Below are 14,159 nucleotides of genomic sequence, written 5' to 3' on the forward strand. Positions count from 1 at the left end.
CTCAGCGTATGCGGAACCGACGCTCGAGACGCGCGGTCCAGAGGTTGATCGGATAACAGTAGAGAAAGAAACACAGCAGCGCGAAACCGTAGAGCGGCGCGAACAGCTCCGGCCTGCCGCCTTCGGCGGCATGCACCTGCGCAGTCAGGGTGAGCATTTCCGAAACACCGACGATCGATGCCAGCACCGTCGACATCGCGACCAGCGCATAGACGTTCATCCAGGGCGGCAGCATGCGCTTGATGCACTGTGGCAGCATGATCAGCCACATCGTCTGGCGCCGTGTGAACGAGAGCGATTCCGCCGCCTCCCATTGCGTCGACGGAATGGAGCGGACGGCACCGCGCACGACCTCGGCGACATTCGCCATGACAGGCAATGCGAAGCCGACCGTTGCCTTGATCCAGTCCGGTAACGGGATGGTGGTCTTGAAGAGGGTGACCTGGAAGGGCACCAGAAACATGACGAAGAACAGCAGCACCAGCCAGGGCGCGTTGCGGAAGAATTGAGTCAGGAGCCAGCTGACGGCGGCGAGCGGTCGAAACTCCGACAACAACCCCAGACCCAGGCCAAGCCCGGCGACGGTCCCCAGCAGCATGGCCAGCAGGGAGATCAGGATGTTGAAGGCGAACCCGCGCAGCAGCAGCGGCGACCACTTCACAATGACTTGCAGCGGGGACAGCACCGCCGGTCCGGTCTGCGCCCACGCGGTGGACGCGGCCATGATGGCGCAGAAACCGAGGATCGCGGCGGCCAGCGGGCCGATCCGAACGGACATCCGGGTCGGCACGGGACGATACGGCAGAAGGACGGCAAGCCTGTGCTCGGGCTGGGCGCCTTTCATCGGGCGTATCCCGGGATGCGCATCGCCCGCTCCCAGCGATGCATCAGCCAGACGAGGACGCCGACAAGGATGCCGTAGGTCGCCAGCAATACGACCATCATTTCGAAGACGTTCTGCGATTCCGACCAGATCTGCTTGACCGCATACAGCGTCTCGGGAACGGCGATCGCGTAGGCGAGGGTGGTCGTCTTGAGCAGGTTGACGAGGTTGTTGTTCAGTGCGGGAAGGCAGACGCGAATGGCCAGCGGAAGGACGATATGGACGTAAGCCTTGAGGCGCGTGTATCCGAGCGCCTCCGCGGCTTCCAGCGTCGTCCTCGGCACCGCCTCGATGCCGGAGCGGAAGATTTCGACGTTGAAGGCGCCCGCGAACAGCGACAGCGAAATGATGGCCCATTGGACGTTGCTCAGCAGCGGAACGCGCATGCCCGCCGCCTCGACCGCCGGGAGCATGGTGCCGAGGCCGAAATAGAAAAAGAAGATCTGGACCAGCGGCGGCGTGTTGCGGAACACCACCACGAAAGCGTTGACGGGCAACCGCAGCAGCATGGACGGACTGCCCTGCAGCAAGGCGCCGACCGCGCCGATGATGAGGCTCAGCAGGATGGTCGTGACGCTCAGAAGCAACGTCATCTTGAGCCCGCCGAAATAGCGGTCCCAATCGTAGGCATCGTAGAATACGGAGAAATTCAGCCCCGTCGTTTCGTAGAGCCGTTGAAACCAGTCGCCGATTTCGTGCATTTTGCGCGACACCAAACTGTTGAGGCGATGCCTCGTATCAGTGCATTGGCTCGACCTGTTCGGAGCGCAAGACGGATCTGGCGCTCCGCCTTACGCGTCTATTTGTCCTTGTATTGCTCGTGCATGAGCAGCGAATACTCGGTCGGCGTAATGCCCCACTTCTTTTCCGCTGCCACGATGAAGCCGGTCTTCATCCAGTCCTTTGTCGTATCTTCGAGCAGCTTCTGAAGGCTGGCATTATCGAGCGCGACAGCCATCATCCATGGCGATGGCAAAATACCTTTCAGGGGCAAGTCGTAGTCCGCCTTCCACTCGTCCTCGAGCAGCTTGCCTTGCAGGAAGGTCTGATCGTAGACATAGCCGATGCAGTTGCCCTGCTTCATGGCGAACAGAGGCTTCTCCGAGCCGTCGAACGCAACGATTTCGGGGCCGTAGGATTTGGCAACGTCCTTGTTGTACCAGGCCCCCGACGTTGCACAGACGGGTTTTCCCTTGAGCTCGGCCCAGTCCTTGATGCCGGACTTCTTGTTGAGAAGGATGTTCACATAGTCCGAGTAGTACAGCGGTTCGATGGCTTGAACCACGCGACGGCGCTCCGGCCTGTCCGACATGGTCGCGATCAGCAGGTCGACCTTTCCCTGCTGAAGAAATTCGATCCTGTTGGAGGCCGCGACCGGAACGAGTTCGAGTTTGACGCCGAGGCGCTTGGCAATGTCTGCGGCGAGATCCGGCTCGATTCCGACCACGTTTCCGGTGGGATCGCGGAAGCCGAAGGGCTTGTAGTCAGCCTTGACGCCGACATTCAACGTGCCGCGCTGCTTGATGGCATCGACGCCATCAGCTGCTTGGGCGCTGCCAAGCAGCAGCAGCGCCGCGATGCCTGTCATCATGGAACGGACAATGTCTCTCATCGGATGACGCCTCCAGGATTGTGATCACGACGCGCGCTGCGCGCGCTTGTTCAAGATACAAGGCTCGTGCCAAACGTCACGAAAAACGGGAGATGGAGAATGGGCTGAGGTCGATGGCACTTCGACCGTCGGTCACCATCCCGGCTACGACGTTGCCGATACCTGCCGAGTGCTTGAAGCCGTGGCCCGAGCACGCCGAGACGACACAAATCCTGTCCTGGTCGGGATGGCGGTCGATGATGAAGCCCCGATCGGGCGTCACCGTGTAGATGCAGGCGGCCGCCTGCGCGACGCGCGGCGTGGCGCCGGCGAGCCGCCCCGCGACGTGCTTCCGGTACATTTCAGCCGATTCCGCGGGATCGACGGTGCGGTCGATGGCGTCGGCCGTCGTGTTGGTCTCGTACTGCTCGGTCGCGACCTTGAGACGACGATCGCCAGGCAACGGCGGGAAGCCGTAGAGGTAGTCGACATCGGTCGCGCCATGCATCCAGATGAACACAGGGGCGTCGGCGCGATACGCGCTGGTATCGTCGAGCTCGTACCAATGCAGCACCTGCCGTTTCACCGTGAGCACGCGGTCAAACGGCGCGCCGAGCAGGTGGGCATTCCAGCCGCCGGCCGACACCACCACCTGGTCCGCCTCGAATGTGCCCGAGGACGTTTCCACCCGAACGGCGGAGCCGCGCTGCGCGATCGAGAGAACCTCGACTCCGGTGCGGATCGTTGCGCCGAGCTGCTCCGCGCGCGTCAGCTGCGCCTTGATGCAGCGCTCCGGAAAAACGTACCCTCCGCCGGGCTCGTAATAGGCCTTCTCGTTACCCTGAAGATTCAGGAACTGCGGGAAGCGATGGGCCACCTCCCGCCCGTCGATCACTTCATGCGCGATGCCGAAGTCACGCGCCGCCCCGATCGAGCGCGCGACGAAATCCGGCTTGCCGTGGTGTGACGTCTCGCCGACACCGGGCGCCATGACGACGAGGCCGCACGGGTTCAGCAGCTCCGCAGACGTCTCGGCTTCGAGCTCACGCCAGATCCGGTGGGTATCCAGCACCAGGGGCACGTAATCGCGCCCTTCGCCGACCGCCTGCCGGGTGATGCGGGTTTCGCCGTGGCTGGATCCCATCGTGTGGGGCGGGGAAAAGCGATCGAGGCCGACCGCCTTTACCCCTCGCCTGGCCAGTTGATAGAGGGCCGCGCTGCCCATGGCACCGAGGCCGATCACCAGAATATCCGCTTGCTCGCTCATGGATCGGGACTGCTTAATTGTTAGGACGATCCGAAGTCTGCTTTCGGATGCGGCTCTTCTACAAGGATAATTCATATAATGAAGGCAATTTGCATGTTAATATGACTTCTGCTTAAGCTATGGATATGACGCCACCTGTTCCAGACTTGCGAAGCTTGCAGATTGTCGCTGCCGTCGCGGAGTCCGGCAGCATGCTTCAGGCGTCCCGTCAGTTCGGGATGACGCAATCAGCGGTTTCGCAGGCTGTGCGGCGGGCCGAGGCCTCGATCGGCGTCGCGTTCTTCAACCGTAGTCGGAGGCCGCTTACACTGACGCGGGCGGGCTGCATCCTTGCTGGCCGTGTTCGCGATCTGAATCGCGACTTTGACACGTTACTCAGCGCACTCCGGGACGCAGCGAAACTGCCTGAGCGTGTCGATCTGAGGCTCGGCCTCATCGACTCCTATGCCGCCACGGTCGGCGCACACCTCGTCAAGGAGCTCATGACGGGCGAGGTCGCACTGAGTCTGTCCGTTTGGTCGGGCCTTGCTCACTCGCATGCCGAGGCGCTGGTCCACCGAACGATCGACGCGGCGATCACATGCGATGCGATGGATGACCTGTATGATATCGAGCGCTTCCCGTTTTACCGCGAGCCAAATCTGCTGGTGGTGCCGCGCGGATTGGAAGCCGAATTTGCTGACCTTGATTTGCGGGAGATCCTGACCCGGCATCGCTTGGTCCGGTACAGCGAACGCTCCTATGCAGGCGCGCAGGTCGAGCGTCATCTGAGCCGTTTGGGCATTCGCCCACCGCGGGCCTTTGAGTTTGACACCTCGGACAGCCTGGTCGCCATGGTCGCCACCGGGATGGGCGTGGCGATCACCACGCCGCTGTGTCTGTTGCAGGGGCTCGCTCACGCTGGTCAAGTCAGCGCTCTACCTCTGCCGGGCCCCGGATTTTTTCGTGAGCTGCTTCTGGTGACCCGCCGTGGCGATCTCTCATCACTGGCGCCGCGCATCGCGGAGATGGCTCGGACGAGCATTACGATGCAGGCGATGCCGCGGATCCGGACGCTCGTGCCTTGGTTCACCCAAGATTACTAGCCATTGGCACCACGAAAAAGGCCCGGCTCTCGCCGGGCCTTTTTGCGTTTTGGAGCCGGGTCTCGCCTCAACGGCGGAACATGCCGCCCATCATGCCGCCGACGACACCGCCGACGAAGGCTGCGCCGGCATCGCCGCCGCCGCTGTTGCGATGCTGAACCGGTGCGCTGCTCTGGGCCTGGGCCGGGGCAGCACGCCGGGCCGGCTTCGCGCTGTCGTCGCTCGCGGTGGCCGGCGCGGCCGCCACGATCTCGGACAGCAGGGCCCTGTGCTGGAGCTTGTTGAGGTAGCCCGTCGACGGGTAGCCGCGGGCGGCCTGCCAGCGCTTCAGCACCGAGCGGGTCTCGTCGGAGAAGGCACCGGTCACCTTGGTGTCGAAGCCGAGCCCGGTCAGGCGGCGCTGCACGTCGCGGCGCTGGCCCTTGTCGAGGCCGATCTGGTCCTCGGTGAGCTGGGTGGAGTCGTCGGTGAAGGTGGCGGGATCGATCCCGGAGTTCAGATTGCGGGTCGCCGTGGACGGGCCGCTCTTGATCGCCGCAAGCCGCGCCAGCGCCAGCGCCTTGAACTGGCCGTTCGGATAGGCCGAGAGATAGGCGTTGAGCTCTTCCGGCTTGTTGGATTCCTTGACCGAGCGCCAGTATTCGAGCTCGACACCGTCGGAGCTGCTCGCTGCCGCCGGCACGTTTCCGGAAGCGGTCGGGGCTGCGTTGGCAACCTGCGTCTGCTGCGACGGGTTGAGATAGACCGCGCCGATCAGGTTGGTGTGGCCCCAGGGAAGCTGGCCCTTGCGGGTCTCTTCGTTGACCTGGGCGCGCACCGAGGTCATCGCCTGCTGGATCTCGACGCCGGGCTTGGTGATGTTGTCGATCAGCGCGCGGGTGAACGGGCTGTTGTTGCCCTCCTGGCCGTCGAGCGCGGTCTGGCCCGGGCCGGTGGCGAACGCGATCAGCGTGCCTTCGCCCGACTTCATCTCGGCAAGACCGCTCTGCACGTTGACGCTGCGCGTTGCCGAGTTCGACTTGATCTTGGCGGCGAACGGATTGTCGCGGCAGGCGTCGAGGAAGACGAGCTTGACCTTGGCGTCGCCCATGGTCTGCTCGAGCGTCAGGTCGATATTGATGGCTGCGCCGAGCTTGACGTCCATCTCCGACTTGATGTCGGCGTCGACGGGCAGGAGGTAGTTGCTGCCGCTGACCGCGATGCCGTGGCCGGCGTAGTAGAACACTGCGACATCGGAGCCTTGCGCCTTGCGGCCGAAGTCCAGGAGCTTCTCCGTCATCTGGTCGCGGGTGAGGTTGGATCCTTCGATCACCTCGAAGCCGACATTGCGCAGGGTCGCCGCCATCGCCTTGGCGTCGATCGGCGGGTTCGGCAATTGTGCGACGTTCTTGTAGGAGCCGTTGCCGACGACGAAAGCGACACGGCGGTCGGCCTTCGCGGCACTGACCGACAGTGCCATGCACATCAGCGAAGCGAGCAGGGTGAGAGTGCGCATCTGAAATCCCCAACAGAATCGAATTGCAGGCAGCAACAAATTGGCAACGAACCTACACGAAGTGCCCGACTTCGCGCCACCAAAACGGCGGTACGTCGTATTCAACCCGCTGCTGTGTGGCCGAATGTGCACGATGGAAAGACCCTCCAACGTGATCCAGATCACACGGCCACTTCGTTTTTGTCGCGTGAGGCTGCGCGAGGTTCACTGCGCGCGGGCGGGAACCGGAGCGGTCGGCTTCAGGTTCAGAAGATTGCCGCACAGGATCAGCGTCGCGCCGAGCACGGTCCAGGCGTCGAGCCGCTCCGAATACAGCAGCCAGCCGACAGTCGCGGTGAGCGGCACCCGCAAGAAGTCCATCGGCACCACGATGGTTGCATCCGCGTAGCGGAGCGCACTGGCGAGGCAATAGTGCGAGAATGTGCCGCAGACCCCGATGACGAAGAGCCATCCCCAGAGCGTGGCTGACGGCCAGGTCCAGACATAGAGCGTCGGCAGCAGGCCCACGACCATCTGCACGACGATCATCCAGAACAGGATCGACAATGCGCTCTCGGTCCGGGTCAGCGATTTCGCCAAGATCATGGAAATGCTGAAGCCGATCGCGGCCCCGAGCGCGATCAGCTGTCCCGGATTGATCTCGCCGGTGGCGGGCCGCACGATCATGACGACGCCGACGATGCCGAGCGCGATGGCGGCGATCTTCCACACGGTCACGCGCTCGGACAGAAACGTCGCGGCCAGCAGCGCGGTCCAGATCGGCATGGTGAATTCGATCGCGACGACCTGGCCGATCCCGATCAGCGTCAGTGCGTAGAACCAGCCGAGCTGCGCGAAATAATGGACCCCGTTGCGTGCGAGGTGCTGGGGCAGGCGTTTGGTCGCGACCGCCTTGAAACCGCCGGCCCGGTAGATGATCGGCAGCAGCAGCGTGAACCCGATCACCGAGCGCACTTCCATGATCTGGAAGACGTTCAGCTCGCGCGTGGTCTCACGGCCGGCAACCGCCATGACCAGCATCAGCGCCAGCCAGCCGGCCATCCACAGTGCAGCCATCGTTTTGGACGGTGTCGCGGTCATCGTTGCTGGTGCGGGCGATCGAGCCTGAGGGGAGGGCTGGTATCGGCGACATCGCCGGCGTTTGCAACGGCCAAAACTGCGGATGCAGCGATGCAGGGCGGCGTGCTAAGGCATCATTGAACAACAAGAAAAGGGAGATCTTCGCTCATGCAAATCTTGCAGCCGGCTGAATGGAAGAAACCGCGGGGCTTTTCTCACGGCGTGGTGGCCGAAGGGCCGGGCCGCTGGGTGGTGCTGGCCGGGCAGACCGGCGGCGACGAGACCGGCAATTACGCGCCTGACATGGCGGCGCAGATCGCAACCGCGCTGAAGCGGATCATCAAGCTCCTTGGCGAGGCCGGAGCCGGTCCGGAGCACATCGTCCGCCTGACCTGGTACCTGACCAGCCGCAGCGAATATGAGGCCGCGGGCGCCGGCATCGGCGCGGCCTGGAAGGAAACGCTGGGGCGCAATTTTCCGCCCTCGACGCTGCTCTACATCGGCGGTCTCGTGGACGAGCGCGCCAAGGTCGAAATCGAGGTCACGGCGTTCGTGCCGAACGTATAAAACGGATAAAAAAAGCCCCGGCGGAATCGCCGGGGCTTTTGGCTTGAACGCGGTCCGCCTTAGCGCGACAGCGAGATGTTGGCGCCGCGGAACTGGCTGTCCGCGCGCATCGTGACGCTCTGCTTGTTGCCGGACGTCTTCAGCGTGATGTTGGCGTTGAAGCCGGCGGTTGAGGCGACCAGCTCGTAGTTTCCGCCGGCACCGCGGCCCTGGAGCGAGCCGGAGATGTTGCGGCTGGCCTCGGACCAGCTGCCGCCAATAGTGCCGCCTTCAGCCCTGACGTTGGCGCCGAGATTGAACTTGTAGGCGTCGCTGGCGCAGGTCAGCGACATCTCCATCGTCGGTCCGATCGGGGCGTATCTGGCCCGGCAGCGGATCCGCTCGGTCGAGCCGTCATCGAGCGTGACGGTGCCGGCACCGCTCCAGCTCCCCGCCAGCGGGGCGAACGGGCCGGACTGGGCCTGGCTCTCAGAGTTGGCGATCCCCGCCGCAAACAAAACGGCGGCCGCGATCAGCAGCCGCCGGCTCACGACGCTGATCCCGAATTTCTTACTGGCGCGATGCTTCCCACCGCCCACTGCACGGTATGCCTGCAGATGCTCCATTCCACTTCCCCGATCCGGCGTTGCCGCTGAGTTGACCGTTGGCATATGCACCATTGATCGAAACTTTCACAAGTCCCCCGCTGCCGATGGTGCCGGAAACGTTAGCGCCGGGCGCGGTGATCTTGCCGTCGGCAACCGTCAGCATGGAGCTCGCGGTCGGCTCGCAGGTACCGCTCTTGGTCACGATGGTGACATGCCAGTTGCCGTCATAGGGGGTCTGGGCGAAAGCGGGAGCGGCGAGGGTGATAACTGAAGCGGCACAGAATGCCGTAATGCGACCAAAACGCATGAATTCCGTCCTTGAATCTGTCTGATATGCTGACGCTTATTCGGCCCAAATGTGACGGAAATTTGTTGCATTGCCAAAGCGAAAATTGTTCCAGTGGAAACAATAGCTTATTTGTGTTTCCGGCTCCAATTTTCGAAGCAGAATCAACGCGCCTTCACGTTAAGGGTAAACGTCAGGAGAGGACTCAGGGAACGACTCACGAAAGACTTGGCGCCAAGGTCGCGAACTGCTCGTCCTGAACCTTGGAGGGCAGCGCCTTGTGGACCTTGACGTAGTCGATCACGTCGGCCAGCAGCTTGAGGCCGAGCGGAGCGAGCGCGCGCTCCCAGAGCTCGCGAGCCGTCTCGCCCTTCTTGACGAAGCACCAGTCCTGGGCGGCGATGGCGCCGGCGTCCATGCGGTCGGCAAGATGATAGATCGTGCCGCCGGCGATCGGATCGCCTTCCTTGATGGTCCATTCCACAGCGGCTTTGCCCCGATGACGCGGCAGCAGCGAGGGATGATAGCCGATCCCGCCGTACTTCGCGGCGGCCAGGGCGTCCTTGCCGATCCGGGCGTGGCTGTGGGCGGTGATGATCAGGTCGGTGTCGGGGCCGATTTCGGAGGCGACCACCAGCTTCGGATTGGCCTGGACCGTCACCTCGATGCCAGCCGCCTTGGCGCTCGCCGCGAGGCGATCCTCGGCGTCGGCCACGACGACCCGCACGATCGGGACGCCGTGCTCCCGGAGCATGTTCAGGGTGGTCACGCCGAAATGGCGGGAGCCGACGAGGGTAATGCGCATGGGTGTCCGATCCGTCTCGCAACTGCGTCATCCCCCGATAACACGTCGGTGCGTCCTGTCACCAGCCGCGGGCGGTTTGTGCCGGTTATCAACAATGCACCGGGCGCGGGGCGCGACGGGCTCCGCGATTGCGCAGCCGGCCGTTCCGGTGCTTCCATGCGCGTATTGCACCGTATCAGGAGCGAGCGCATGCGAAGCGCGTGGTTTTTCCTTCTCGCGGCACTGAGCGTCGCTACGCCCGCGCCCGCCGGCGGGCCGTACCCGGCGATCCCGCCCGAGGTCGGGGTGGCGCCCTTCATCGGTCCGACGTGGGATGCCTATCGTTGCGTCGAAGGGCCGGTCTATAATTTCTACCACGGCGCCTATTACGGCGAGGAGCCGCCCGCACTCTATCGCGGCTACGCCTACAGGCCGTACTACCGCTACAGCGCCTACCGCAGGCTGCCGCGCAAGTATTTTTGCGTCACGGATTAGCGTTGCCGGGCGGCCACATCGACAGCAAATGATGTATCCGCCGGTTCCTCTGTTTCATTTCTAACATAAGCAGCCCCCGTGTGCCGCTAGAATGCACCAACCGGGGCTGGCCAAATTTGATTCCGAATCCGTTTTCGAACCCGGCTTTGGCCGCTGGCGAGTGATCGCCAGCGGCTTTTCATGCCGGCGCCATCACGAAATCATCAAACGGTAACGCGTTCTCAACCTGCCTGTCGTATCGACGAATCCGTCGCGGATTTGTATTGCGTACCGCGACACCAAAAATGTCCCGCCGGCGTGGGTGCGCCGCGGGCTTTTTTGCCGGGACCGATTTCATGCCGAGCGCAATTGAGCAGATCGTGGACGCCTATGTGCGGCTGAAGAACCGCCGTGGGCTGGACGAGCTGATGATGCACAGGCAGCGGCTCGCGGTCGATCTGAAGAGCAGGTCCGGCTATGATTTCAGCCTGCCGATCGGCAAGATCGACGAGGAGATCGCGATCATCGAGGAGGGGCTCAGCCGGCTGAAGGCTCAGTCTCCGGATCCCCGCGGGATACGTCCGATCTGACGCGCTCAGTCGCGCCGGCCACCGTCGATGACGGTGAACAGCGGCCGTGCCTGGGTGGGCTCGACCAGCAGTTCCTCCACCAGCGCGGTTGCCGCATCGACATATTTGCGCGTCGGTTTGTCGAGCTCACGTTTGGCCTCGTCGTCGAGCGCGACCTTTGCGGCCTCGACCAGCTTGCGCATGCGCGCCGCATGGTCGTCGCCCGCCGTCAGCGTCGCGCGCGCCAGCGAGCGCAGCACGAACAGCTCGCCTTCGAGGCGGAGCAGGCGGTCATTGAGCCTGGAGAGGACTGCGTTGAGATCGGCCATAGCTGCTGTTTGTCGCGGAGGATCTATCCTGATCTAGCGGCGATCGGTGAACGGAATCCAAACGCCATTGGCGCAATTGGGTTGATCTCCGGCGTCTCCCGGCAGCAGCGATGCCGCCGATGTGAGACATCGTGACGGTGCGATGCGTCGTCCCAGCGTGGTTCCCGCACCACATGGAGCCCCGGGTGGACGTCTGGAGCACGTATGATGCGGTCTATCCTGGCTTTGGTCCTCCTGATTGCAACATGCGCGTCGGCGGCTGCCGCGCCGGCGCATCATGCCCGCCCGCGCCATCACGTCGCCGTCCGTCTGCCCGAGGACGCGCCGGTCCCGCCCGGCTGGTACAAATTTCCCGGGTGGCCGCCGATCCCGCCGTCGGAGAACAGGAATCTCGATCCCTCCAATTTCGGCGGCGGTTGATCGAAGCTACGACGCGGTTCGGGCGAGATAGTCGCGGGCGAACGCGAGATACCAGTCGAGGCAGGCGGGATTGGCCATCGCCTCCTTGTTGATGACCTTTTCGACGGGCTGGCCGAGCAGCAGCTTCTTGATCGGCAGCTCCTGCTTCTTGCCCGAGAGCGTGCGCGGGATCTCGGCGACGGCAAAGATCTCGTTCGGCAGGAATCGCCGGGACAGGCCGGCCTCGATCGCCTTGTTGATCCTGGCCTGCATCGCAGCGTCGAAGGCTGTGCCCGCGCGCAGCACCACGAAGAGCGGCATGTAGCTGTCGCGGCCGAGATATTCGAGGTCGACGACGAGGCTATCCAGCACCTCCGGCAGCGCTTCGATTGCGGAATAGAGCTCGCTCGTGCCCATGCGCAGGCCGTGCCGGTTGATGGTCGCATCGCTGCGGCCATAGATGATGCAGGAGCCGTCCGGATTGACCTTGAGCCAGTCGCCGTGCCGCCATACCGGCCCGCGGCCGCTGCCGTCGAAATTGTCCGGATAGGTCTCGAAATAGCTGGCGCGATAGCGCGCATCGCCCTTGTCGTTCCAGAAACGGAGCGGCATCGAGGGCATCGGCTCGGTACAGACGAGCTCGCCGACCTCGTCGATGACGGCGCGGCCCTGTTCGCTGAAGGCTTCGACCGCCGCGCCGAGCAGGCGGCATTGCATCGCGCCCGGCGTCTGCGGCAATTCGCGGTTGCCGCCGATGAAGGCGCCGGCGAAATCGGTGCCGCCGGAGATGTTCGCCCACCAGATGTCGGCCTGCGCCTTGCTGCCGTTGATTTTCGACAACGCCGTGAAGCGATCGTTGAACCAGGCTTGCGTATCGGCGCTGAGCGGCGAGCCGGTCGAGCCGAGGCAACGCAGCCGCGACAGATCGCCGGCCGCAGTGAGATCGATCTCGGCCTTGGCGCAGTTGGCGAAGAACGCCGCGCCGGCGCCGAAGAAGGTCGCTTTCGACTGTGCCACGAACCGCCACAGCGTGGTCCAGTCCGGCTTGTCCTTGGTGCCGCCCGGGCTGCCGTCGAAGATGCAGCAGGTGGTGCCGCTGAGCAGGCCGCCGACCTGAGAATTCCACATGATCCAGCCGGTCGAGCTGTACCAGTGATAGCGCTCGCCGAACGAGTTCTCGTGGTAGGAGCAGCCGAGGTCGTTGTGCAGGCCCAGCAGCGCCAGCACCACGATGACGATCCCGCCATGGCCGTGCACGATCGGTTTCGGCAGGCCGGTGGTGCCGCTGGAATAGACGATCCAGAGCGGATGATCGAACGGCAGCCAGGCCGGCTCGAACGCGTCGATCGCGGCGCCCGTCCTTGCGACGATGTCGGAGAGCAGGGCATCCGGCGCTGCGGGCGCGGTCTCGCTGTGCAGGATGACGTGCTCGACCGTCGGCAGCGATCGCCGCAGCTCGGCGACGACGTCCTTGCGATCATGCCGGCGGCCGGCATAGGTGACGGCATCGCAGGCGATCAGCACCTTCGGCTCGATCTGCTTGAAGCGGTCGATCACGGCGGGCGCAGCCATGTCGGGCGCGCAGACGCTCCAGACCGCGCCCATGCTGGCGCTCGCCAGAAACGCGATGATGGTTTCGGGGATGTTGGGCAGGTAGGCCGCGATCCGGTCGCCGGGCTTGATGCCCTTCTCCTTCAGATGCAGCGCGAGCGCCGCCACTTTGCGCCGCAGCTCCGGCCAGCTCGTTTCGTTGAGCTTGCCGTCCTCGCCGCTACTGACGATCGCGGGCAGGCCGGCGGCGTCGGCGGCCTCGACATGCCGGAACACCTGCCGCGCATAGTTGACCTGCGCGCCGGGAAACCACACCGCGCCCGGCATCTTGCGCTCGGTGATCACGGCCGCAAACGGCGTCGGCGATTGCAGATCGTAATAGTCCCAGATGCTGCGCCAGAAGCCGTCGAGATCGCGCACCGACCACTGCCGCATCTCCTCGTAATTCGCGAAGGAAAGTCCACGCTGCTCGGCGAGCCAGTTGCGATAGAGAGCGATCTGGGGAACGAAAGGAGCGGTCATTGCGTGTCGGATTCTGTTGCGGGGAGGGAAGTCTATCCTGCGCCGCAGAGTAGCAGAAGCCATAGTTCGCGCAGACTGCGGTGACGGCAGTAGTGGGTCTGCGAGCGCCAGCAGCACGTTGGAGTGGCGCAATACGTTTACTTCAATGGATTCGTTGATCGCGAGCGTCGCGAAGCAATCCGGACCGTCGCCGCGGAAAGACTCTGGATTGCTTCGCTACGCTCGCAATGACGGCGTGGAGGCGCGCCGTCGCCACAATTGGGCTACGGTACCGAGACCATCGCTGGCGCCTGTCACTGCACGCCCGCCCAGCGCCGTCCGAACACCGGCGGTTTTGTCTTCACGGCTTGCCAGCCGAAGAAGTGATGCTTCCCCGACCAGCTGTGCACCACGCCGCTGCAGATGCTGCATTTGAAGCTGCCGGTGTGGGCTTCGCTGTGCTCTTCCCGTGTCGCGGTGTAGTTCATGCTGCAACCCGCGCAGGTGAATTCTTCGGTCGTCCAGATGCTGTTGGCCATTGCACATCAGTGTTTTTGAATGTTGGCGAGAAGCGTAGGTGCGGGGATTTGCATCGGCGTAAACTGACCTCGGGAAATCCGGTTAATCGCCGTTAGCCAAACCCGGCTCCGGTCGCGGCGTTGCAGGAGCTTCCCGGGTCTGACGAGCGCCCGTCAGTCCAATCGCGTCGCCGATTGGTCCAAGCGCGCGCGT

General features: G+C 63.8%; 17 protein-coding genes. 5 read left to right on the plus strand and 12 right to left on the minus strand.

Annotation, left to right across the window (positions count from 1 at the left end):
- Nucleotide 1: 1 nt before the first annotated feature.
- The 4 genes from AB7290_RS20450 to solA all read right to left on the minus strand — a co-directional run bounded on the left by AB7290_RS20450 (nt 2) and on the right by solA (nt 3,741).
- A complete protein-coding gene (locus AB7290_RS20450) occupies nt 2-844 on the minus strand; it encodes an amino acid ABC transporter permease (RefSeq protein ID WP_085404708.1) in 843 nt (280 codons plus the stop codon).
- Nucleotides 841-1,584, minus strand: coding sequence for an amino acid ABC transporter permease (locus tag AB7290_RS20455; protein WP_085404709.1), 744 nt, complete (start codon nt 1,582-1,584; stop codon nt 841-843). The genes AB7290_RS20450 and AB7290_RS20455 overlap by 4 nt, the downstream gene beginning before the upstream one ends.
- A gap of 98 nt (nt 1,585-1,682) precedes the next feature.
- Nucleotides 1,683-2,495, minus strand: coding sequence for a transporter substrate-binding domain-containing protein (locus tag AB7290_RS20460; protein ID WP_085404710.1), 813 nt, complete (start codon nt 2,493-2,495; stop codon nt 1,683-1,685).
- Nucleotides 2,496-2,571: 76 nt separating this feature from the next.
- Entirely contained in the window at nt 2,572-3,741 is a 1,170-nt protein-coding gene (gene solA, locus AB7290_RS20465; RefSeq protein WP_085404711.1) for an N-methyl-L-tryptophan oxidase, read from the minus strand.
- A 125-nt stretch (nt 3,742-3,866) separates the two neighbouring features.
- Here solA and AB7290_RS20470 point away from each other — a divergent pair, with 125 nt between their 5' ends.
- Nucleotides 3,867-4,826, plus strand: coding sequence for a LysR family transcriptional regulator (locus AB7290_RS20470; protein ID WP_085404754.1), 960 nt, complete (start codon nt 3,867-3,869; stop codon nt 4,824-4,826).
- A gap of 67 nt (nt 4,827-4,893) precedes the next feature.
- Here AB7290_RS20470 and AB7290_RS20475 read toward each other — a convergent pair whose 3' ends face one another.
- Both AB7290_RS20475 and AB7290_RS20480 read right to left on the minus strand, forming a co-directional pair.
- Entirely contained in the window at nt 4,894-6,321 is a 1,428-nt protein-coding gene (locus tag AB7290_RS20475; protein WP_085404712.1) for a caspase family protein, read from the minus strand.
- A 204-nt stretch (nt 6,322-6,525) separates the two neighbouring features.
- Entirely contained in the window at nt 6,526-7,401 is an 876-nt protein-coding gene (locus AB7290_RS20480; RefSeq protein ID WP_085404713.1) for a DMT family transporter, read from the minus strand.
- Nucleotides 7,402-7,548: 147 nt separating this feature from the next.
- Between AB7290_RS20480 and AB7290_RS20485 the strand changes: the two genes are divergently transcribed.
- Nucleotides 7,549-7,947, plus strand: coding sequence for a RidA family protein (locus AB7290_RS20485; RefSeq protein WP_085404714.1), 399 nt, complete (start codon nt 7,549-7,551; stop codon nt 7,945-7,947).
- 59 nt (nt 7,948-8,006) lie between these two features.
- Here the strand turns inward: AB7290_RS20485 and AB7290_RS20490 are convergent, their stop codons facing one another.
- The 3 genes from AB7290_RS20490 to AB7290_RS20500 all read right to left on the minus strand — a co-directional run bounded on the left by AB7290_RS20490 (nt 8,007) and on the right by AB7290_RS20500 (nt 9,625).
- A complete protein-coding gene (locus AB7290_RS20490) occupies nt 8,007-8,552 on the minus strand; it encodes a hypothetical protein (protein ID WP_085404715.1) in 546 nt (181 codons plus the stop codon).
- Nucleotides 8,497-8,841: a hypothetical protein gene (locus AB7290_RS20495; RefSeq protein ID WP_014495138.1), complete on the minus strand. Its 345-nt coding sequence runs from the start codon at nt 8,839-8,841 to the stop codon at nt 8,497-8,499. The genes AB7290_RS20490 and AB7290_RS20495 overlap by 56 nt, the downstream gene beginning before the upstream one ends.
- A 196-nt stretch (nt 8,842-9,037) precedes the next feature.
- Nucleotides 9,038-9,625, minus strand: a complete 588-nt coding sequence (locus tag AB7290_RS20500) for a formyltransferase family protein (protein ID WP_085404716.1) — start codon at nt 9,623-9,625, stop codon at nt 9,038-9,040.
- 189 nt (nt 9,626-9,814) lie between these two features.
- On the opposite strand from AB7290_RS20500, the gene AB7290_RS20505 reads away from it, so the two are divergent.
- The gene (locus AB7290_RS20505; protein ID WP_085404755.1) at nt 9,815-10,099 is read left to right on the plus strand and encodes a hypothetical protein; all 285 of its coding nucleotides are present in this window, start codon (nt 9,815-9,817) and stop codon (nt 10,097-10,099) included.
- 335 nt (nt 10,100-10,434) lie between these two features.
- Entirely contained in the window at nt 10,435-10,668 is a 234-nt protein-coding gene (locus tag AB7290_RS20510; protein WP_071917441.1) for a hypothetical protein, read from the plus strand.
- Nucleotides 10,669-10,673: 5 nt separating this feature from the next.
- Here the strand turns inward: AB7290_RS20510 and AB7290_RS20515 are convergent, their stop codons facing one another.
- Nucleotides 10,674-10,976 (minus strand): hypothetical protein, encoded by a 303-nt coding sequence (locus tag AB7290_RS20515; RefSeq protein WP_063983186.1) that lies wholly within the window; start codon nt 10,974-10,976, stop codon nt 10,674-10,676.
- A gap of 204 nt (nt 10,977-11,180) precedes the next feature.
- Between AB7290_RS20515 and AB7290_RS20520 the strand changes: the two genes are divergently transcribed.
- A complete protein-coding gene (locus AB7290_RS20520; RefSeq protein ID WP_245344255.1) occupies nt 11,181-11,396 on the plus strand; it encodes a hypothetical protein in 216 nt (71 codons plus the stop codon).
- A 6-nt stretch (nt 11,397-11,402) separates the two neighbouring features.
- Here AB7290_RS20520 and AB7290_RS20525 read toward each other — a convergent pair whose 3' ends face one another.
- Together AB7290_RS20525 and AB7290_RS20530 are read right to left on the minus strand one after the other, a co-directional pair.
- On the minus strand, nt 11,403-13,448 hold the full coding sequence (locus tag AB7290_RS20525) for an acetoacetate--CoA ligase (RefSeq protein ID WP_085404717.1): 2,046 nt from the start codon (nt 13,446-13,448) through the stop codon (nt 11,403-11,405).
- 293 nt (nt 13,449-13,741) lie between these two features.
- Entirely contained in the window at nt 13,742-13,966 is a 225-nt protein-coding gene (locus tag AB7290_RS20530) for a hypothetical protein (protein WP_085404718.1), read from the minus strand.
- Between the last annotated feature and the right edge of the window lie 193 nt (nt 13,967-14,159).

The organism is Bradyrhizobium sp. 613_E4_N2_2 (genome assembly GCF_052075995.1).
Lineage (GTDB): Bacteria > Pseudomonadota > Alphaproteobacteria > Rhizobiales > Xanthobacteraceae > Bradyrhizobium > Bradyrhizobium barranii.

Coding starts and splice junctions, on each gene's coding strand:
- AB7290_RS20450 (WP_085404708.1), bottom strand. CDS start 844: ATGAAAGGCGCCCAGCCCGAGCACAGGCTTGCCGTCCTTCTGCCGTAT.
- AB7290_RS20455 (WP_085404709.1), bottom strand. CDS start 1,584: ATGCACGAAATCGGCGACTGGTTTCAACGGCTCTACGAAACGACGGGG.
- AB7290_RS20460 (WP_085404710.1), bottom strand. CDS start 2,495: ATGAGAGACATTGTCCGTTCCATGATGACAGGCATCGCGGCGCTGCTG.
- solA (WP_085404711.1), bottom strand. CDS start 3,741: ATGAGCGAGCAAGCGGATATTCTGGTGATCGGCCTCGGTGCCATGGGC.
- AB7290_RS20470 (WP_085404754.1), top strand. CDS start 3,867: ATGACGCCACCTGTTCCAGACTTGCGAAGCTTGCAGATTGTCGCTGCC.
- AB7290_RS20475 (WP_085404712.1), bottom strand. CDS start 6,321: ATGCGCACTCTCACCCTGCTCGCTTCGCTGATGTGCATGGCACTGTCG.
- AB7290_RS20480 (WP_085404713.1), bottom strand. CDS start 7,401: ATGACCGCGACACCGTCCAAAACGATGGCTGCACTGTGGATGGCCGGC.
- AB7290_RS20485 (WP_085404714.1), top strand. CDS start 7,549: ATGCAAATCTTGCAGCCGGCTGAATGGAAGAAACCGCGGGGCTTTTCT.
- AB7290_RS20490 (WP_085404715.1), bottom strand. CDS start 8,552: ATGGAGCATCTGCAGGCATACCGTGCAGTGGGCGGTGGGAAGCATCGC.
- AB7290_RS20495 (WP_014495138.1), bottom strand. CDS start 8,841: ATGCGTTTTGGTCGCATTACGGCATTCTGTGCCGCTTCAGTTATCACC.
- AB7290_RS20500 (WP_085404716.1), bottom strand. CDS start 9,625: ATGCGCATTACCCTCGTCGGCTCCCGCCATTTCGGCGTGACCACCCTG.
- AB7290_RS20505 (WP_085404755.1), top strand. CDS start 9,815: ATGCGAAGCGCGTGGTTTTTCCTTCTCGCGGCACTGAGCGTCGCTACG.
- AB7290_RS20510 (WP_071917441.1), top strand. CDS start 10,435: ATGCCGAGCGCAATTGAGCAGATCGTGGACGCCTATGTGCGGCTGAAG.
- AB7290_RS20515 (WP_063983186.1), bottom strand. CDS start 10,976: ATGGCCGATCTCAACGCAGTCCTCTCCAGGCTCAATGACCGCCTGCTC.
- AB7290_RS20520 (WP_245344255.1), top strand. CDS start 11,181: ATGATGCGGTCTATCCTGGCTTTGGTCCTCCTGATTGCAACATGCGCG.
- AB7290_RS20525 (WP_085404717.1), bottom strand. CDS start 13,448: ATGACCGCTCCTTTCGTTCCCCAGATCGCTCTCTATCGCAACTGGCTC.
- AB7290_RS20530 (WP_085404718.1), bottom strand. CDS start 13,966: ATGGCCAACAGCATCTGGACGACCGAAGAATTCACCTGCGCGGGTTGC.